Here is a 17,481-nt window from a genome sequence, read left to right as displayed (position 1 = left end):
TAATGATTATCATTTAGATTCTTCTATAGGGTTTTAATCGCAGAATTATTTTCATGACACAAACAGCATCGCTCTGGAATGTGACCAAAGGCGGCAAAGCTACCGTTCAAAGTTTTGTTGGGATTTCTGCGATTTATTTGCAGCGTATGCGCGAGATTGGCATTGATGTCGGCGCTGAAATTATTTGTGTAAACCGCCCTCCGTTTTCTGCGCCGCGCCAGTTTCAGATTTGTGATGGAGTTTTCTCTCTAGATAAATCAATCGCTTCGTCAATCCAAGTTTCATACGCTTAAGCGTCAGATAGGTCGTTCGCTGTGTCCAGCATTCTTGTTGTTGGTAAACCTAACTCGGGAAAGAGTCTCCTGTTTAATCGCCTGACCGGGGTTAATCAAAAGGTAGCTAATTTTCCGGGCGTTACCGTAGAAATCAAAACAGCTTCGTTTCGTAAGCATATTTTAATCGACTTTCCGGGTACGTATTCGCTGGATCCAATTTCCAAGGATGAGCAGATTGCGGTTGACCAGTTTGTCGACTACATAAGCAATAAGCGGGTTAAAGGCGTGCTGTGCATGCTGGATTCGACCCGTTTGGAACGTAGTTTGGTGTTTGCTTTACAGGCTCAGAAATTCGCGCTAGAAGCCGACGTTCCGGTTGTGTTCGCATTGAATATGATGGACGAAATCGCCCGAGTTGGCGAAACCGTCGATGTCGAGAATTTGGAGCGGGACCTTGGTTGTAAGGTATACGCTATTTCGACGCGTCAGCGCCAAGGCTTAGAGGAATTGTCGGAAGCGCTCGATACCTTGGCGACTGATCCTGAATTGTTTCTGCCGGCATCAACACTCGATCTAGATTTCGATCCGGTAGTCCGAGCGCACCAGTTACATGCCAAGTATGGAGCGAATGTAGATCGTTTGCTCCGCACACAAAACCGTTTAGATCGATTCTTTTTGTCCGGCATTATGGGTGGAATAGCCTTCGTGCTGATCATGCTGCTATTGTTCCAATCCATTTTCACTTGGGCCGTGCCCCTTATGGATGGGGTTGAAGCGGGCGTGAGTTGGTTGAGCCAGTTTACGACTAGTCACCTGTCCGACGGCGTGTTTAAAGATTTCTTGGTGGATGCCGTTTTTGGTGGTGTGGGCTCTTTTCTGGTGTTTGTGCCGCAGATTATGGTACTAACTTTCATTATTGGTTTGCTTGAAGACTCGGGTTATTTAGCGCGGGCATCCGTAATCTGTCATAGAGCGCTGAGTGCCGCCGGGGTAAGTGGCATGAGCTTTGTGCCGTATTTGTCGGGATTTGCTTGTGCAATTCCGGCGATGTTTGCAGCGCGTACTATTGCGTCGCCAAAACGTCGTTTATTGACCATATTGACCATACCTTTAATGTCGTGCTCGGCTCGCTTACCGGTTTATAGCTTAATTGTGTTGGTGTTGATCCCGCCGACTAAGGTATTGGGTGGTTTGCTCGATATGCGTGGTGTGGTGTTCTTTGGTTTGTATATGTTAGGTATCGTGGCTGCGCTTGTAGTGTCAGCGATGTTGTCTAAGTTTGCGGTTAAGAACGAAGAAGACGTGCCGTTTATTCTTGAGCTGCCGCCGTACCGTTTGCCGTCGTTTAAGCCGTTAATCGAACGTTCGATAAATAGTGCCAAGGCGTTCGTCAAAAAGGCGGGCAATGTGATTTTTGTGGTCACCGTATTGGTCTGGGTATTAGGTTATTTTCCGAATGGGGCTGGCAACCTTGAGAGTTCCTACCTAGGGATGCTTGGTCGCATAATTGAACCAATTTTTGCACCTCTGGATTTAGATTGGCGTTATGGAGTCGCAATATTGGCATCGTTCGTTGCACGAGAGGTGTTTGTAGGCACGCTTGGCACCATGTTTGGAATTGACGGCGCGGATGAGAATATCGCTGGCTTAGCTGCCAATGTGCAGGCCGACGGCTTGTCGATGGCGTCAGGCATGGCATTGCTTGTGTTCTACGTGTTGGCCCTGCAGTGCGCCTCCACGTTGGCGGTAATGCGCAAAGAGGTGGGCAACAATCGAATACCCGTTTATAGTTTTATTGGTTACTCACTACTTGCATACGTGGGCGCCGTAATCACGTTTCAATTGGTAACGTTATTTGCATAGCACGGCTGCTCTAAGTTGTTGATGCGGTTATCTGTTTTGGGTTCTATGGGGGCTGTGGGTTTGCATCCAGCCTTAGCTATTGATGATCGGGCTCGCAAGTTATTCCTCGAAGTAGGCGTCTAGCTCTGCCTTTAACCATTCGTAAAACAGCTTAATTCGCTGCTGTCTTGGGGATTCTGGGTCGTAAATAAAGGTAAAGCGTAGGCCGGGTTCAATTTGTTGTTTAAACGGACGAACCAGAATGCCGTTGTCGATTTGTTGTTTGACTAAAATCGACGGAGCCAAGCAAATGCCTTGCCCGGTTACCACTGAATTAATCGCCATTTCCCAAGACATCGGCTCGATCCAGCTTAGCTTGTCGGGCTGGTACTCCGCGCCAACTATCGCAAACCAATGTTCCCAGCTGAACCGCCCAGGATTATTGGCTTCAAGCAAATTGCAACATTCGATGGCTTCAGGGGAGCTAAGCGGAAATCGTTCTAACTGGCTTGGCGAACATACTGGGAATACCGGGTCAGTAAACAATAGCCGTTGTTCGACATTGTCGACTGTTGAGTCACCTTGGCGAATAGCCACGTCTATTTCTGAGTGCCTTACGTCTTCTAGTTCGTCTGAAACCATTACTTTCACCTTAATTCCAGGATGGGCTTCAGCAAACTTCCAGAGTCTCGGAACTAACCAAATGGATGCAAACGACAAGGTTGTGCTGACTATCAATACCCCCGATTGAGGCTCTATTTGGATCCGGTCAAAGCCATTTAATAGATCGTTGAATGCGCGCTGAACATGTTCATGCAGGGTTTTTCCTTGCGGTGTTAGGAGCATGGAATGTCCGCGCCGCACAAACAGTTTAACGCCTAGACCTTGCTCGAGATTGCGTACCTGCTGGCTAACCGCGGCTTGGCTTATCGAAAGCTCATTGGCAGCGTGACTGTAACTATTGTGTCGAGCTGCCGCCTCAAAGCAACGCATTAAGCTAAGATGTCTTAAACGTTTATCCATAAGATATACTTATATATTGAAGCGATATTTGTCGTTGGTGCTGTACCTGATTATTGCGCAAAATCAAACACGTAATCAACCCGTTTGGTATGACAATATGAATCAACAGACTGAAATATATTTAGATAAATCAAATAATAATCTCGAAAAACCTGAAGATAATTGCGGCGGCAATAAGTGTTTTTCAAAAGTGTTAGCGAGAATGTCAATATTGTTTAGATTGTCTGACTTAGTTCGATTTAAATAAATTATTGCTTATGGATGGGAGTGGCGTAGGTGAAAAGCTATAAAAATGGCGGCGGTTCTACTCGCTCCTCAATAGGTATGATGCGAGATCGAACGATTAGCGTCGCAAATTATTGGTCCGAACTGGGGTCGACCTAAGTGTTTAGCATCAGCAATTGTTAGCTATTCAAGAAGTACCTTAGCGAGTTTTCGATTGGCTAAGGAGCATCCTGCTTGGCGTTGTTTGGTGTCCGCTCTAGTAGTGTTGGACACCATTCATGGGCCAATTTTATCCGATATAAGGCATTAATGTTGCTGCTGGATTAATAGACCTTTATCTAACTTTTATGAAGTTATGAGTACGTAGAATTTACTGTAGTAATTGATGTTTCATATAAAACAATGGGTTGTGTGAACTATCAAATCTAATTTAGCGAGCCTTTGACATTAACGAAAGTTTAGAATATCTTTCGTCTTCCACTTAGACGTTGAGTAAGACCCCTACATTCTGGTCAACTCTAATTACGCCGAGCTTCGAGCTCTGGAAGGCAGGATTTGGATTTTTATCGTAAGGGATTATGCGCTGTTTGAGTCCCTTTAATTATTGTTTGCGAGCACGGTATGCGGTGTTTGCACTGCTATTAGCGTATCTCAGCTCGGCTTCTGCTCAGTTGGATATTCGAGTGGCAGATACCTCAGTATTGGGGGCTGACCAGAGTGGATCTCGCAGCGTGCCATATACAGCTAACATCGGCGCTTGTTCATCGCTTGTTGCGCTTAAAGTTGGTAGCTCTGAGGCGTTGACTTCTATTGAGCTATCAGAGCTTGTTAGTGACGTTCATCACACTGACTCCTGCTCTGTCGGATTTCCAACACTGCTGCCACGCGGGGCTTCTCCTGTGGTCAGCGTGGAGCGTCGAGACGATGTTGTCGAAGTACTCACCGAGACGTTTACTGAGAACAATAGCGACCCATCTCTAAGTTTCAATCGAGTAGAGATTGTTGGCCCGCCTGACGCCCAGTTGTTACGTGTACATGTTGATGCCGATGATGATGTTGATATTGCTTATTTGACATTTGATGTCGCCGGAATTCGCGCGTCTGATTTGCGCTCGAGTGGTGGCGTAGTGTTTGAGGCGAAACGTAATGCTTTTGCCCGAACCGATACGTCAATTCGATTAGTGCCTCAGGTAGAAGGGCAGACTGAGTTCGTGTTCGTTTTGCCGTTGAACCAGAGTTTAAGCAACGATGAGATCGCATTTGATGCGGTGATACTGCTGGATATTGCAGTGGTTGATGCACATGGCAATCAGAAGTCTATTTCGACTGTTGCATTTGCCGGCGATTCTATTCAAGAACAAGCCAATGCTCTGGTAGTCTCAGATACACGGATTACAATCACCAATGCACTTCAGCGACCGGTGATCGTTCCGTCGGTTGATTTTCAATTCCGTGGTTTAGTACCTCTAGCTGGAGCCGGCAACGGCGTTAGTTATCAGTCATCTGATCAAGATTATGTTTCAGTGTCGCCGGCCGGTGTATTACGACCAATCAAGCCCACTGACGGTGTCGATGTTGCTATTACGGTGTCTTATGACGGATTACCTAGCGTTCAGGTCCCAGTTTTAGTTGATTTTAATAAACAATTGGAAGGCCTCGCTGTTAAGGGGCTAGAGCCTGGTGTGCCGTTTGTTCTTCCTCGATTGAACACCTTTTTCGCATTACCAGAGATTCAAGGCGTATTTAGTGATGGCTCGCGTACCTCTCTCGCTGGTATTGCTGCTCCATTAATGGCTATCGACGAAGGTTCCGTAAGTTATTTACAACAAAATCGGCGGCAAGAACTCAGTGCCAGTGTGGCAATTGCTGAGGAAAGCCCCGCGAGTGTAAAGATATCGCTGGCTGACTTAAGTTTGGTCGTGCCTGTCGCGGCGCTAGATGCGCTACCTTCGGTAACGCTTAGTTTACCGGCGTCGGTAGTATCTGAGACTGACTTGCGGATTAGCGCGCAGGCCGATGACGATGTCGGGGTAAAGGAAGTTGGGTTTTACTTGGATGGCGCCTTAGTCGGCTCTATAGAGAGTGAGCCATATGAATTGACCTTGCCGATATCAGCTCAGTTAGAGGGGCGATCGCTTGTCGTTAGTGCGCAAGCTACTGATAGTGCTGGGCAGGTATATCGCTCTGATGACAGCGTGGTACAGGTAGTGTCGGCTCCGTCTTTCACAATTCCTTCTTACACATTTTCGAGGCCGCTCAATGGCCAGCGTATGGTCGAGTCTTCGCCACTTGTCATGCAGGTGGAGTCATCGTTAGGGCTGCTGCCGGATGTGGCACAACGCAGTGGTATTCAGAGCGTCGATTTCTTTTTTGATGGGGCTAAAGTTGACACTGCTACCTATCCCTTAATCGAGATTCGGGATGCAGTGGGTACTAGTGGTACGCCAGCGCAGGAGATGTTTGAGTTGTGGCAGTCTCGCGTTAATTTGCCGAATATTGCAACAACTCAAACATCGCTTGCGATTGGAGCACAAGTTAATGTGAGAAACGGTGCCGAAGCTGCGCCATCTAAGTTGGTTCGTGTAGTGGAGAATGGACCGCCGACGGTCAGTATCTTATCGCCGAGCTCCGATAGTCAAGCTACGGCCGGTGGCGAGTTGCAAATTGCAGTTGAAGTGCGTGATGAAACGTTGAGTCTTGGGACTTTGGTTGAGCTTTTGATTGACGGAGAAGTTTACGCAACAAGAGAATACGCCGACCCTGATTTTGTGGGTAATGGTTTAGATACTCAGTCGACGGTTATTCGATTCAGCCGTCCTCTCAGCGCCGAAGACATTGGTAGTACGTTGCGCCTGCAAGCCCGCGTTACCGACTATCATCAGGAAATTAATATGTCATCATTGGTGCGCGTGCCGGTGAAGGCAGACCAGCCGCCAACGGTGGCCTTGTCAAACCCTGTTGAAGGTGCGTCTTTTGTTTCAGGTCTGCCGCTTCAGTTACGTGCAAACGCATCTGATGATCTGGCAGTTGATCGAGTTGAATTCTATGTTAATGAGCAATTTGTGGGGGCGGACCAAGTAGCGCCATATGCTTACCTTTATGAGACCCCCGAAAATATTCAAGTAGCTCAAGCTTTGCGGGTCTACGCTGTAGCCTTTGACTCTGCTGAACAGCGTGCTCAGAGTAATACGGTTTCGGTGACCCTTGGTCAAGACGAAGAGCCCCCAGTCGTTAATATTAGCTCTCCAACATTATCTGGTGCTGACGGTGGTGATGATATAGCGAGTGTTATTGAGCTAAGCGAATTTGTCCTAAAAGTCACAGGTTTTGACAATGTCGGCGCGGTTCGTGCCGAAGCCCGCGGTGTGGCCGCGCTCGGCAACGGTCGCTATCTCCTTACCGGAAATCAAAGCGATATGCTGAGCGGAGATGATTTTCCGATTGAGCAAATTCCTGGTGTGTTGCGTGCGTATAGTGCTTTGCAATTAGTGACAGCGCCCGCCTTCGATGTGTCTCAAGCGGGCGAGTTTAATCGCTACCCGATTGAGGTTGAGGTATTTGACGACGTAGGCAATAGCTCCATCGTTGATGTGGTTATTGGCGTTTATGCTGACCAACCTCCTGAGGTAGTGAGTATTACGCCGAGCCGAACGCGGTACTACAGCACAGATCAAGTTCATTTCGACGTGTTAATGCGTGATGACAGGTCAGTTGAGGCTTATGAAATTGAATACAAACTGGGCGATCAAATCGTTGCATCGGTTAGTCAATCAGCGGCGACTGGGCTGCAAGGAATGCCGACACTTCAGCGCTCTGAGGCAATTGATTTAGCAACGTTGGTTCCCCCAGTACCCAATGCTGATCAGATTTTGACAATAGACATAACCGCAACCGACGGTCGGGGGTTGCAGTCGGAAGTAGCAAGTGCAGAAATGTCGATAGTCGCCGATAACAATGGTCCGCTTGCAGCGGTATTTGATCCAACACCAGGGGGCTTATTATATGTTGGCGACGACGTAGATTTTACGCTTAGACTCAAAGATGAGAGTGGTCTGGCTAGTGTTGTAGTGAGCTATGAAGGTCAGCTGCTAACCGATGTGTCGCTGGGTGGGCAGAACCAGCTACACACAGTAAGTTTATTAATTCCAGATGTGCCTGAGGTAACGCTTCAAATCGAAGCTACTGATGTTCAAGGTAACTTGGCGTCTACAAGTGCAACGTACCCTGTAGCACAAGACCAGAAGCCGACGATTTCGATTCGGCAACCATCTGCGGGCTTACGGGTAATCGAAGGTGAACGAGTCACCGTGAATGCGCTAGTAAATGATAATCGCGCATTACAGTCCGTCGAAGTTTTTAAGCAGATAAATGGCGTAAAACAAGTTGTTAAGACTTATTCAGCTAATCAGGCCAATGCATTGATGGCAGCGGGGGGATATTTTACCGCTGTGTTAAGAGCGCCGAGCTTGACCTTGGGTGACGCACTGAGTATTGGCGTTGAGGCTGTTGATGATAACGAGTTAACTGAAGAGGTTACTGTTGCACTTGATGTGCAGCAAGATACAGAAAAGCCGGAAGTTGCTTACTCGAAACCAGACGCGGATCTAAGTTTGTATCCTGGTGATGCATTTGTAATGACAGGCGTTGCTAGTGACAATGTTGCGATCGACCAAATCAGAGTATTTTTGGTTGACGATAGCGATTCAATTCCGCTGGAATGGGAAATTTTCACACGTAGTGATCGAGTTGAACAGATTCGTGTGGCTAATGAAGGTTCATTTGGTTCAATAGTTGCCGCAGAGCGACATTATGCTGACTTTGAAGGTCGGATTCGCGTGCCGAAAAATCTGAGTTCGCGTGCCGGTGAAGCCTTTGATCTCGAAGTTCGCGCTAGCGACTATGGCGTTAACACTCGAGAGACGCGCACGGTTAAGTTGATGATCAAGGCGGATGATGAGCCTCCGGTTATTAGTATTGACTCGCCTCCTTTAGATATCGTCGAGCGCCAGAAAATAAATCTTTCGGCCAAGATCAAAGATAATTTGGCGATTGAGTCTTACTCAGTGTCGTTGATCGACAGTGAGACGCGAGTGCTTTTGTCGGAGCAGGGCTTAGATCGTGACATCGTTGATATATTTGAGGCGGATTGGTTAGATCTTAATTTATATTCTCCAGTCCCCGATGAGGGTCTGGAGCTAAGGATTGTGGTGACAGCCGTCGACACTGCTGGTAATACGGCTAGTGAAAGTAAGTTGATCAAGGTGTTGCCAGATAGTGCGCCTAATATAAGTTTGTTGGGCCGTAGCCCTCAGCCAATAGCACTAAAAGGGCAGCACTTATTCTCTCGTTTAGAAACGGTTGATGATCTGGCTGTGAGTAGTCAGAATCACTTGGCTACACTCTACAGTTCGCTGTCAGAAATGGGCAGTCAACAAGGTCGTAATCTAGCACTGAACGTAGAGCAAAATAGTCATCGGCATTGGTGGTCTTTTAGCTATCCTGAAGCTGTTGATAACAGTGGGGAGTTATTGCTTAACGGCAAACCCTTCTGGCATTTTTCAGCATCTCAAAGCGAGATTGAAGTATTACCAGCACAGGAAATCAACACCATTAAACTTGTTGTCAACGGATATTCAGTTGATTACCAAGTTGATATTTATTCGAATGATCCTTGCGTAGTGACTCATCAGCAGGTCATAAAATCGGCCAGTGACCTGACTAGTAGCAATGGAACTTTAAATTTGCTGGAGTATTCGGCCTACGCTGGTCGAATTGTCGTTACACCTATTGTGGTTGGAGTGCCGCCAGAACAATTATTTCTACAGCGTATTGATGTAATAAAATCGGAACAGCCACAAGTCTTTGATTTCGAACTTAATCAAGATGATCATCAGGTTAACCGTAACGATCGACTTCAACTGATTGTCAATGATGCGGGTGTATCCGGTCACAGAGCGTTTATTGATGTGCCGTGGTTGTTGCCGATTAGTGGTGCTGAGGTGCGGAGTAATCACTATGTTCAAAGCCCGGTTGATTCAAGCATTGATCGAGTTGAGCTGTATGCGGCGGGCAGTGATCGTTTCGCCGAGGAGAGAGGCCCGATAACGCCGCTGAAGTTATTCGATCAGACGCTTAGTATTGATGCCGCCGATCCCTCGTTGGTTGTAGTATCTCCAGTCGATGGTACTGCGGTGGTAGCGGGTCAGACGATTGAAGTATCTGTGCTTGCAAAAGATGATTCCTTGTCAGTTCGCGATTTGTCACTCAGCGATAATAATGGCTTAGTGGCTCAGCGCGTAGGTATCGTGCAGCGCGAAGACGCTTACGTGTTTCTATACACCGTTCCGGCGACTAGTTTGGCTGGTGAAATTAATTTGTCAGTAGTAGCAACAGATCCTTCTCAACGTCAAGCTGCGGCATCAGTTAACTTAACCATAGCCGAGAATAAAAATCCTGAATTAGCGTTTACCAAATTTACCAGCTATAGCATTGATGGTGCTGTGCAAACCGAGTTGACTTCGCCTGACCGAGTTAATTATGGCGAGTTTTGGTTGCGTACTGGAGAGCGTTTTGCGCTTGAAGCGTCAATCCGTGATGACGCTGGTCTAGTTCGGTATGCACTCGAGAAAATTAAGCGAGACGGCGAGCGCCAGCTACTGCACGAGATTAACTTTTCTCATAGCTGCCCCGCTAAGCCGACTCAGTTTGTGCCCTCGGTTTCGAAAATTATTTCGTTCACTGGGTCAGAACCAACCCAGTATGAAGTAACTGTTGAAGACAACACGGGCAACGTATCTCGTCGACGTTTCTTGATTCACCCATTGGCTAACGTGGCTCCAGAGATACGTATTACCACGCCCGCGCCCGACCAGCTGATTGTAGCGGGTACATTTAATATCGAAGTGGGCGTGGTGGCGGCGGACGATAGACCGTTACCGACTGGTCTTTTACGTCTATTCGCAGATGGCGTGGAGTTGACGGTGCGAGGTGACGCTTTATCTGAGCCCAGTGATGCGGCCATCAACTCGGCATTTGATTCAATTTATGACGCATTTGAAGATAAATATTCAGTGCAAGTCGCGCAAGATTACGGGCGTAGCACTAGCCCGCACTCTCTAGCTAAAGTCGCTATCTTCAATATACCCAGTGGGTTAGTTCGGTTAAATGAGAACATAGTTTTAACGGCTCAGATTAAGGACTCAGAAGGCGCAGTGGCAATCCATGAGGTGTCTTTTATTGGTGCTGCAGATCAGATTAATCCGGAAATAGCGATCATTAGCCCAACGGTCGGTTATGGGCCACCAGAGAATTCGGATTTCACGGTACGCTATCGGGGTTTTGACAACGTCAAGGTTACCCAGCTTGAGTTTTCAAAATCGTATGGAGTGTTATTGAAAAATGGTGATTATCAAAAATTGGATTTTGATGTTCCGTTACGCACTATTACGAACATACAAGACATAGATCATGAGCCCATTACTACCAATAATATAGACACGTTGATTTATGAACAGCTGTTGCATACAGAGCGGCAAAGCCAAATATTACAACGGTTTAGCGGGCTTCAACGCGATGCTGTAGAGCGCTTCGATATTTGGGTTCGGGTATTAGCGCGGGACGCATCGAATAACCAGCGAAGTCGTGAAATCAGTTTTCCTGTGCGTGACGATTTGCCGCCCGTAGTAGATGTTTTAACGCCACTTAATAATAGTTCTGTGGTCGAGGCGACAGACCTCCAGATCAATGTCAGCGCATACGATGACGTCGGCATTGATAGCTTGCAACTCCAAGTTCTAGCCGGTCCTGAAAACCTCGAACAACCACTTCCAGGTGGTGACATAACGTTGTACCAGCCGCCGTACGGGTTTAGTTATCGCTTGCCGAGTTTGAATACGGATGATCCGAGTCAAAACCGGATTGTTATCAAAGTTCGCGCACAGGACAACTTTGGCAATGATGCTAGCGATATTGATAACCATATAGTCGAAAAAACCGTTGTTACAAAGTTAGTCGGTGATGTGCCGCCTGAGGTGACTATTGCCGCACCGATTGATGGATCGCGCATCACTGAAGGGCAGTTCCTCCTAGTGCAAGCCAATGCAATAGATGACGTGGGTATTGATAAAGTGACACTTGCCGTAAACGGCTTAGTTGGCGGTGATAAGGTGTTTACTGACGTTACATTTCCTTACGAGTTTTTTGTTGAAGTGCCTTATGGTCAAGCAGGTAAGCCTCTATCGTTATCTGCTAGTGTCACGGAACTGAGATCTCCTGCCTTACCGCGTACGGTGAGTTCTCGCGACGTTGTTTCACTAATTGTCGAGGCCGATAGTGAGTCTCCAACTTTGACGGTTATTAGTCCTACCGTGGTCAATAATGTGATACCGACGGTTGCTGAAAAACGTAGTTTTGAGTACAACATTACAGCAGATGACAATGTTAGGGTTACCTCGCTACGATTGAACTTATTTGCTGATATTGACCAAAATGGTGAGTTCGATGCGACCGAGGTCGTGCGCGAAAGCGTACTAATATCACCACCATATTTCGGTGGGGTGAGCGTTGATTCAATTGCTGGGTATTTAGCTGATAGCGGTACTCTGCCAAATCAATTAGCACTTCAATTCCGTGCCACGGCACAGGATGGCGCGGGCAACCAAACGGTAGTGAATCAACCGCTGGTTTTGGTTAAAAATTCGCCGCCGCAGATCGAAGCCATTCGAATTTTGGATAACCAAGGAAACAGCTTCGGTAATCTCGATACGATTACCGAAGGGCGTGAATTCTTGGTCGAGGTACAGGCGACAGATCCTGAAGTCGGAGTAGACAGCGTGACGTTGTATCAGGCGTCGGGCAGCAATCTAGAGTCGATGGAGTTTGTCGCGGGAGCTACTGACGGCTCTGCGCCATTCCAGTTTACTGTGACAGCGCCCGTTGGTGCGATTGGTCAGCAATTGGCGTTTCGTGCTAGCGCAGTGGACTTAGACGCTAATACCTCGCTAATCGACGAGAGTAAGACTAAGATCTTGACTATTACTAAGGATCAGCCGCCAATCACGGAAATTGTGACTCCGTTGGAAGGCTCAGTGATCATTGATGGGCAGGAACTTGAGGTTACCGCAAAGGTTGCCGACGACTTGGGGTTTGACGGCGTTGATCGAGTTGAGTTTTACCTCAATGATAAATTGGTGGAGACGGTATATCAGAACGAAGCTACCAACGCTGACTTGGCGGTAGGCGAGCGTTACTACAGCGCAACAATCGAACCGCCGATAGATGTTGATGGATTTACATTACAAGCTATTGCTTACGATGTGCGCAACCAACCTGGGCAATCGAAAGTGATTAACTTGGGCCGAATTGACGATACTGTCGCGCCCAAATTAGCGGTATTGGCGCCCCTAAATAATGACATATTAACCGCAGCACAAGATGACTTGGTGTTGGCGGTGTCAGTGATTGATATTAGCGCTGATGAAGATCGTTTCGTTGAAATGCGATTAATCCGAGAGGCGCAGGACCCCGACGGTGTCTGGCGTCCTATTAGTGACGGCTCGACGAACGAGGTGGTTGTTGAACTTGTGCGTAATGATTCTGTGCTAGATCGACCGAACCTGCCAGTTAGTGATCCCGATAATTACTACTTTGTCTATTGGGCCAATTTTAGTAATGACACCGTGCTACGTCGTACCGGCCGAACTAGAGAACGTGTGCGTATTGATACGAGCGTGTCTACGCCAGACCATACGACAAAAGAAAGCACTTTTCATGAGGTTGGAGCGCGGGTTACTGAACGTCGTTTTTTTGCACCCAAGCCACCACCTGGGCTGATGTTGCCGCCGCGCGAAGAAATAATGAAAAGTGTGTATTACACGGCGGTGGAACAGTTTGTCAGCCCAACTCGAGAAGGTGCGGTAGTTGGTGCTTGGTCGACGCATGACCCAAGTCGCCATGAAGACTTATTTGGTGGTCATTCGGTCGGAAGCAATGCGGATGGATGTATTGAATGTACAGGCTTGTTTCTTTCCGACATGAACGAGTCGGTTGAAGATAATGGTGACGTGCTGGTTTATTCACCATTACTGGCAGGCAATTCAGAGATATTTGCTGGTACGATTTCTAATATCCACACGGATGCAAACTTCGTGTTGGCAGCTAAAAGTGGGGTTCAAAACCCACTCGCTACAAGCGACGACACGTCGCCATTCGTAATCTCACTTCTTAGTGATATTTCAGAGGCGGCTGGACCTGAGAACCTTCACACTGAAAATTTTGGTGGAGAGCTGCTGATCTTCACCAACCAAAATGCTGATGGCCAGTTTGGATTACCGTATTTACTAAAAGGGCGTGCTGATCTACCTTTTTCAGAGGCATTTGGACTTGATAGAAAAGATGACCTAGTGCTCGTAGCGAATGGGCACGGTGGAGTTCAGGTATTTGATATTTCGAATATTGCCGACCCTTATAAATTGGGGTTTATTAAGCCTAATGGCTTTGCGCGGGATGTCAAAATCAAGGATAACTATGCCTATATTGCGGCTTCTGCTGAGGGCGTTGTGGTAGTGGATATAGCCAATCCCAACTTACCTATTATTGATGTTATTGATACACTCGGGATCGCCAACCGTCTGGAAATAGTCGGGAACCGCTTGTACGTAACAGATATGTCAGGCTCGGGTCGAGTATCACAGCTTAACGTGATAGATATATCTGACCCATTCAATTTATTGATGGAGCGAACTATTGCCCTCGAGCCAAATCGTGAAGATCTTGTTAGCGATGGCGTTTATGACGTAAAAATTGTTGGAACTAAGGCTTATGCAAGTGTCTATTACTCAGATCAAGAAGATTCACCGGCACAAACTATAATCGAAATAATTGACCTTGAGCGATGGGGGCTACCGGAGGTCGATGCTACCGTGCCAGCGGTGATTATTCGGCATGCCGACGATACAAATTTTGCGGTGCGAGATCTTGCGTTAGCACGCGGTGCTATTCAAGCTGCGGCGGGTAAGGCCGGTATTAATCGAATAGAGTTTACCGAACTGACAGTAGTTGACCATACTCCGAGCCGTGATGAGCGAGTTGTTAAGACGAATTTGCCGCTGATTGAGGTCGAGCTTTCTGCGTTAGTACCGAGTACCGCAGACATAAAAGACTTTGTTGATGTTTATAGAGGCGCGATAGTTCCGGACGGGCAAGGGAACTATGCGGTAGGGGAGCGCGTTACTGACAATTTCAGCGTGGCCTTCAAATTATCAGACAGTGCGTCAGAATCTAGATTTATCCAGATTGTATCAAACAACGAACTCGACGCTGACATGCAGTATGTCGTTGTTATAAAGCAGGGCTTGTCACCGATTACTGGTAATGCTCTCAGCGCAGACTACCGATTCTCCTTTTTTACGTCTGTGGCTGGACGTTCAGAAAGCCCAAATATTTCTGCGATTGAGCCAAATGCCGGCTCTATCGAAGGCGGTCAAAGTATCGTAATAAGCGGCTCTCATTTTGGTGACCAGCCTGATATCTACCTCGGTGGGCTCAAGCTGGTAATCGATAGCTATGAGCGAGCTACTGAACTAATACCCTTTGATCGCATTACCGCCACCACGGTACCCAATGTTGCCGGACCGGCAGCTGTCAGGGTAGTCACTGAAATGGGTTTAGAGGATTCAGTGATTGGTGCCTATACCTATCTGGACCTATTGCAAATATCGTTTATTACGCCGTCGGTCGTAGATATAAGCCAAGTAGGCGAGAGTGACTTGGTCGAGATTATTGGTTATGGTTTTAATCAAGACGTAGTACTGCGGTCGTACCCGAGCGGAAACCCAGAGTTGGCGGGTGAGCAGTTTGCCTCCAGTGATGCGCTTCATGTTGAATCAGCAGAACGAATGGCTTGGGTGGTTCCAAGCTTTGGGCAAGAGTTTCGCGGCTTTATTGACGTTGAAATACGCGACTCGAGAGGTCGGTTTTACTACGCTCCAAAAGCACTGTTTTATGGTAATTTATCGGCCAATGCCGAGATCAATTTGTCTGCACGTCGAACTATTACGGAAATTAGTGACGAGTTAGAGCGAATAGCCAACGGTTTGCCATCTGGTATTTCTCGTGAAGCCGGTAAGTTGCCGTCCGGCCGAGTGGTCGGTTTGGCTGCCGATACGGAGTTGGATTTAATCTATGTGTTGGGACGTGGTGCACCATTGGTAGGTGAGAACGTACCTGTGCCCAGTAATGTGGAGAACCACCAGACGCTGCGTCAATATATTGTACCTAGCTGGTTGGAGTTGCTTAGCTATAAGCAAAGTCAGGGCTTGAGTTCGAGTCCAGCAGTTGGGGTGGGGTACTTCGATTTACCTCAAGACCTAAACGCCGCAGGGTTAGTATTAGGCGAACAGCACGTCTACGTAACGGCTGCAGGTATGCATTTTCCTCTGATTGAAACTGCTTATGAAGACGCTAACTGGCTTTTAGTCTATGACAAGGAGACACGTGTCCCGAGTGGTAGTGAACTTTCTAAAGATCGTGATATTCGCTACAGCATTCCTCTGCCTGTCAGTGAACCGCCGAGTCAGATGTTAGTGCATAGCAAATTGTTGATTGCAAATGCCGGTGTTGAGGGGATTGTGCTCATTAGTTTAGCCGATCCAGCACAACCAACAGTAATAAGAACTCTCAAAGAATTCGTCGCAAACGGTGCTCCGCAGAGCCTAAATGCCAAATCAATTAGCATAGTCGGTGATTATCTATCGGTGGTCGCAACAATGCCTGGAGCAGGTAATCGTCCGCGCTACCGTCGTGCTGTCTTTGACTTGAGTAAACCAAGTACACCGCAAGTCGTTGACTATCCAATGGTAAGCATGGCACCTGAACTATTGGGCTTAGACACGTTAGAGGGTACTGCTTTCTATGCCGAGGGCGTAGGCCTCTTGGATGACTCGAATATACTGAATTCTAGCCAGGTGAGCCAATATCACGCAAATGGGTTTAGTTTACCCGGAGGCGTGTTAGCTCTCGGCGGTTCGGCGACGGCGCTTGATTCACTAAATTTTGTTCAAGGGCCAACGAAATCGCCGTCGCAGCTATACCTAAACCTATTTGATGCGAGTCGGCAAGCTGCTGTGACTCTGCAGGATTCGTTGTTGTTGATGAATGCTGTTTATGAGCACGTGGATTATCAGCGCTATTCACTCGACCGTTGGCCACATATACATTCTCAAGATGGCTTTGTCGCGACGGTCGCGATCTCGGGGGAACAGTCGACTATTAAGTTGATTGATACTTTCACGCTGGATTTGGTGTCGACATTTCCTCAGCAAAATGAGCGTGGTGTCGGTGTAGATCAAGCTGTTGAGCTGAAATTTAATCGTCCAATCGTGATTCCTGATGGTCAGTCGGCGCAGCAATACTTAGCACGCTATCTAGCCTTAATTGAAAACGATGGCAGCAGCGACGGTAGCTTGGTGGATGTTGCTATTGATGTTGATCCAACTGATTCGAGCTTGCTGCGAGTGCAGCCGAATGACGACTTGTTATCGAATACAAACTACACCTTGCGTCTAATGGCCGAACCAAGTGACGGCGGGCGGCGAGTTACTGGTTTATTTGACTTGGATATTGATTTCACCACGGCGAGCTCGGTTGGCCAGAAACCAGAAATTTTATCAATCACTCCTAGCGTTGTTGACATCGCTGGGGGACAAGTAACGATCGTCACGAGCAATGCCCAAGATCCGGTTTTTTCAGTCTCTGGGGAAGCAGCCCAAGTGGTTAGTAGTGCTGACCTCGGTGGTGGAAAGTTCGAATATCAAGTGCGTGTGCCAGCAAGTTTGGCTGGCCCCGCGAGCGTGCAACTGGTTAATGCCGATGGGCGGCTAGTAAGCTTAGTTGGCGCAATTTTGTACCTTGAGCGGCTAGTTTTAGAATCAATTTCGCCAGCGGAGGGTTCGGTAGTCGGCGGCACGCGGGTAACCTTGCGTGGGCGTGGTTTTCAGGCTGGGGCGATGCAGACTCGAGTTTACGTGGATGGCAAAGCGGCTGACCACAACTCGGTGAAGGTATTGGATTCTCAGACTGTCGAGTTTGTGGCACCACCAGGCCAATTAGGGAGTGCATC

The 17,481-nt window shown here is 47.6% G+C and carries 4 protein-coding genes (1 of these 4 cut by a window edge); 3 read left to right on the top strand and 1 reads right to left on the bottom strand.

Annotation, left to right across the window (positions count from 1 at the left end; genetic code table 11):
• Window positions 1-53 precede the first annotated feature (53 nt).
• Both DFR28_RS16815 and feoB read left to right on the top strand, forming a co-directional pair.
• Window positions 54-293 carry a FeoA family protein gene (locus DFR28_RS16815; RefSeq protein ID WP_113955559.1) on the top strand — a complete coding sequence of 80 codons (240 nt, stop codon included), beginning with the start codon at window positions 54-56 and terminating at the stop codon, window positions 291-293.
• A gap of 21 nt (window positions 294-314) precedes the next feature.
• Complete coding sequence (gene feoB, locus DFR28_RS16810) at window positions 315-2,138, top strand: ferrous iron transporter B (RefSeq protein ID WP_113955558.1); 1,824 nt, start codon at window positions 315-317, stop codon at window positions 2,136-2,138.
• 99 nt (window positions 2,139-2,237) lie between these two features.
• On the opposite strand, the gene DFR28_RS16805 is transcribed toward feoB, so the two are convergent.
• A complete protein-coding gene (locus DFR28_RS16805; RefSeq protein ID WP_113955557.1) occupies window positions 2,238-3,140 on the bottom strand; it encodes a LysR substrate-binding domain-containing protein in 903 nt (300 codons plus the stop codon).
• An 812-nt stretch (window positions 3,141-3,952) separates the two neighbouring features.
• On the opposite strand from DFR28_RS16805, the gene DFR28_RS16795 reads away from it, so the two are divergent.
• Window positions 3,953-17,481, top strand: partial view of an Ig-like domain-containing protein gene (locus DFR28_RS16795; protein WP_147251043.1) — the beginning only. The gene runs 25,345 nt beyond the window's last position; 13,529 of the gene's 38,874 nt are visible here — the first part of the coding sequence; its start codon is at window positions 3,953-3,955; the stop codon falls past the right edge of the window.

It is taken from the genome of Arenicella xantha (assembly GCF_003315245.1).
In the GTDB taxonomy this organism is placed as follows: Bacteria; Pseudomonadota; Gammaproteobacteria; order Arenicellales; family Arenicellaceae; genus Arenicella; species Arenicella xantha.
The sequence above is the reverse complement of the archived record's forward strand: the minus strand, read 5'-3'. Positions and strand labels throughout refer to the sequence as shown.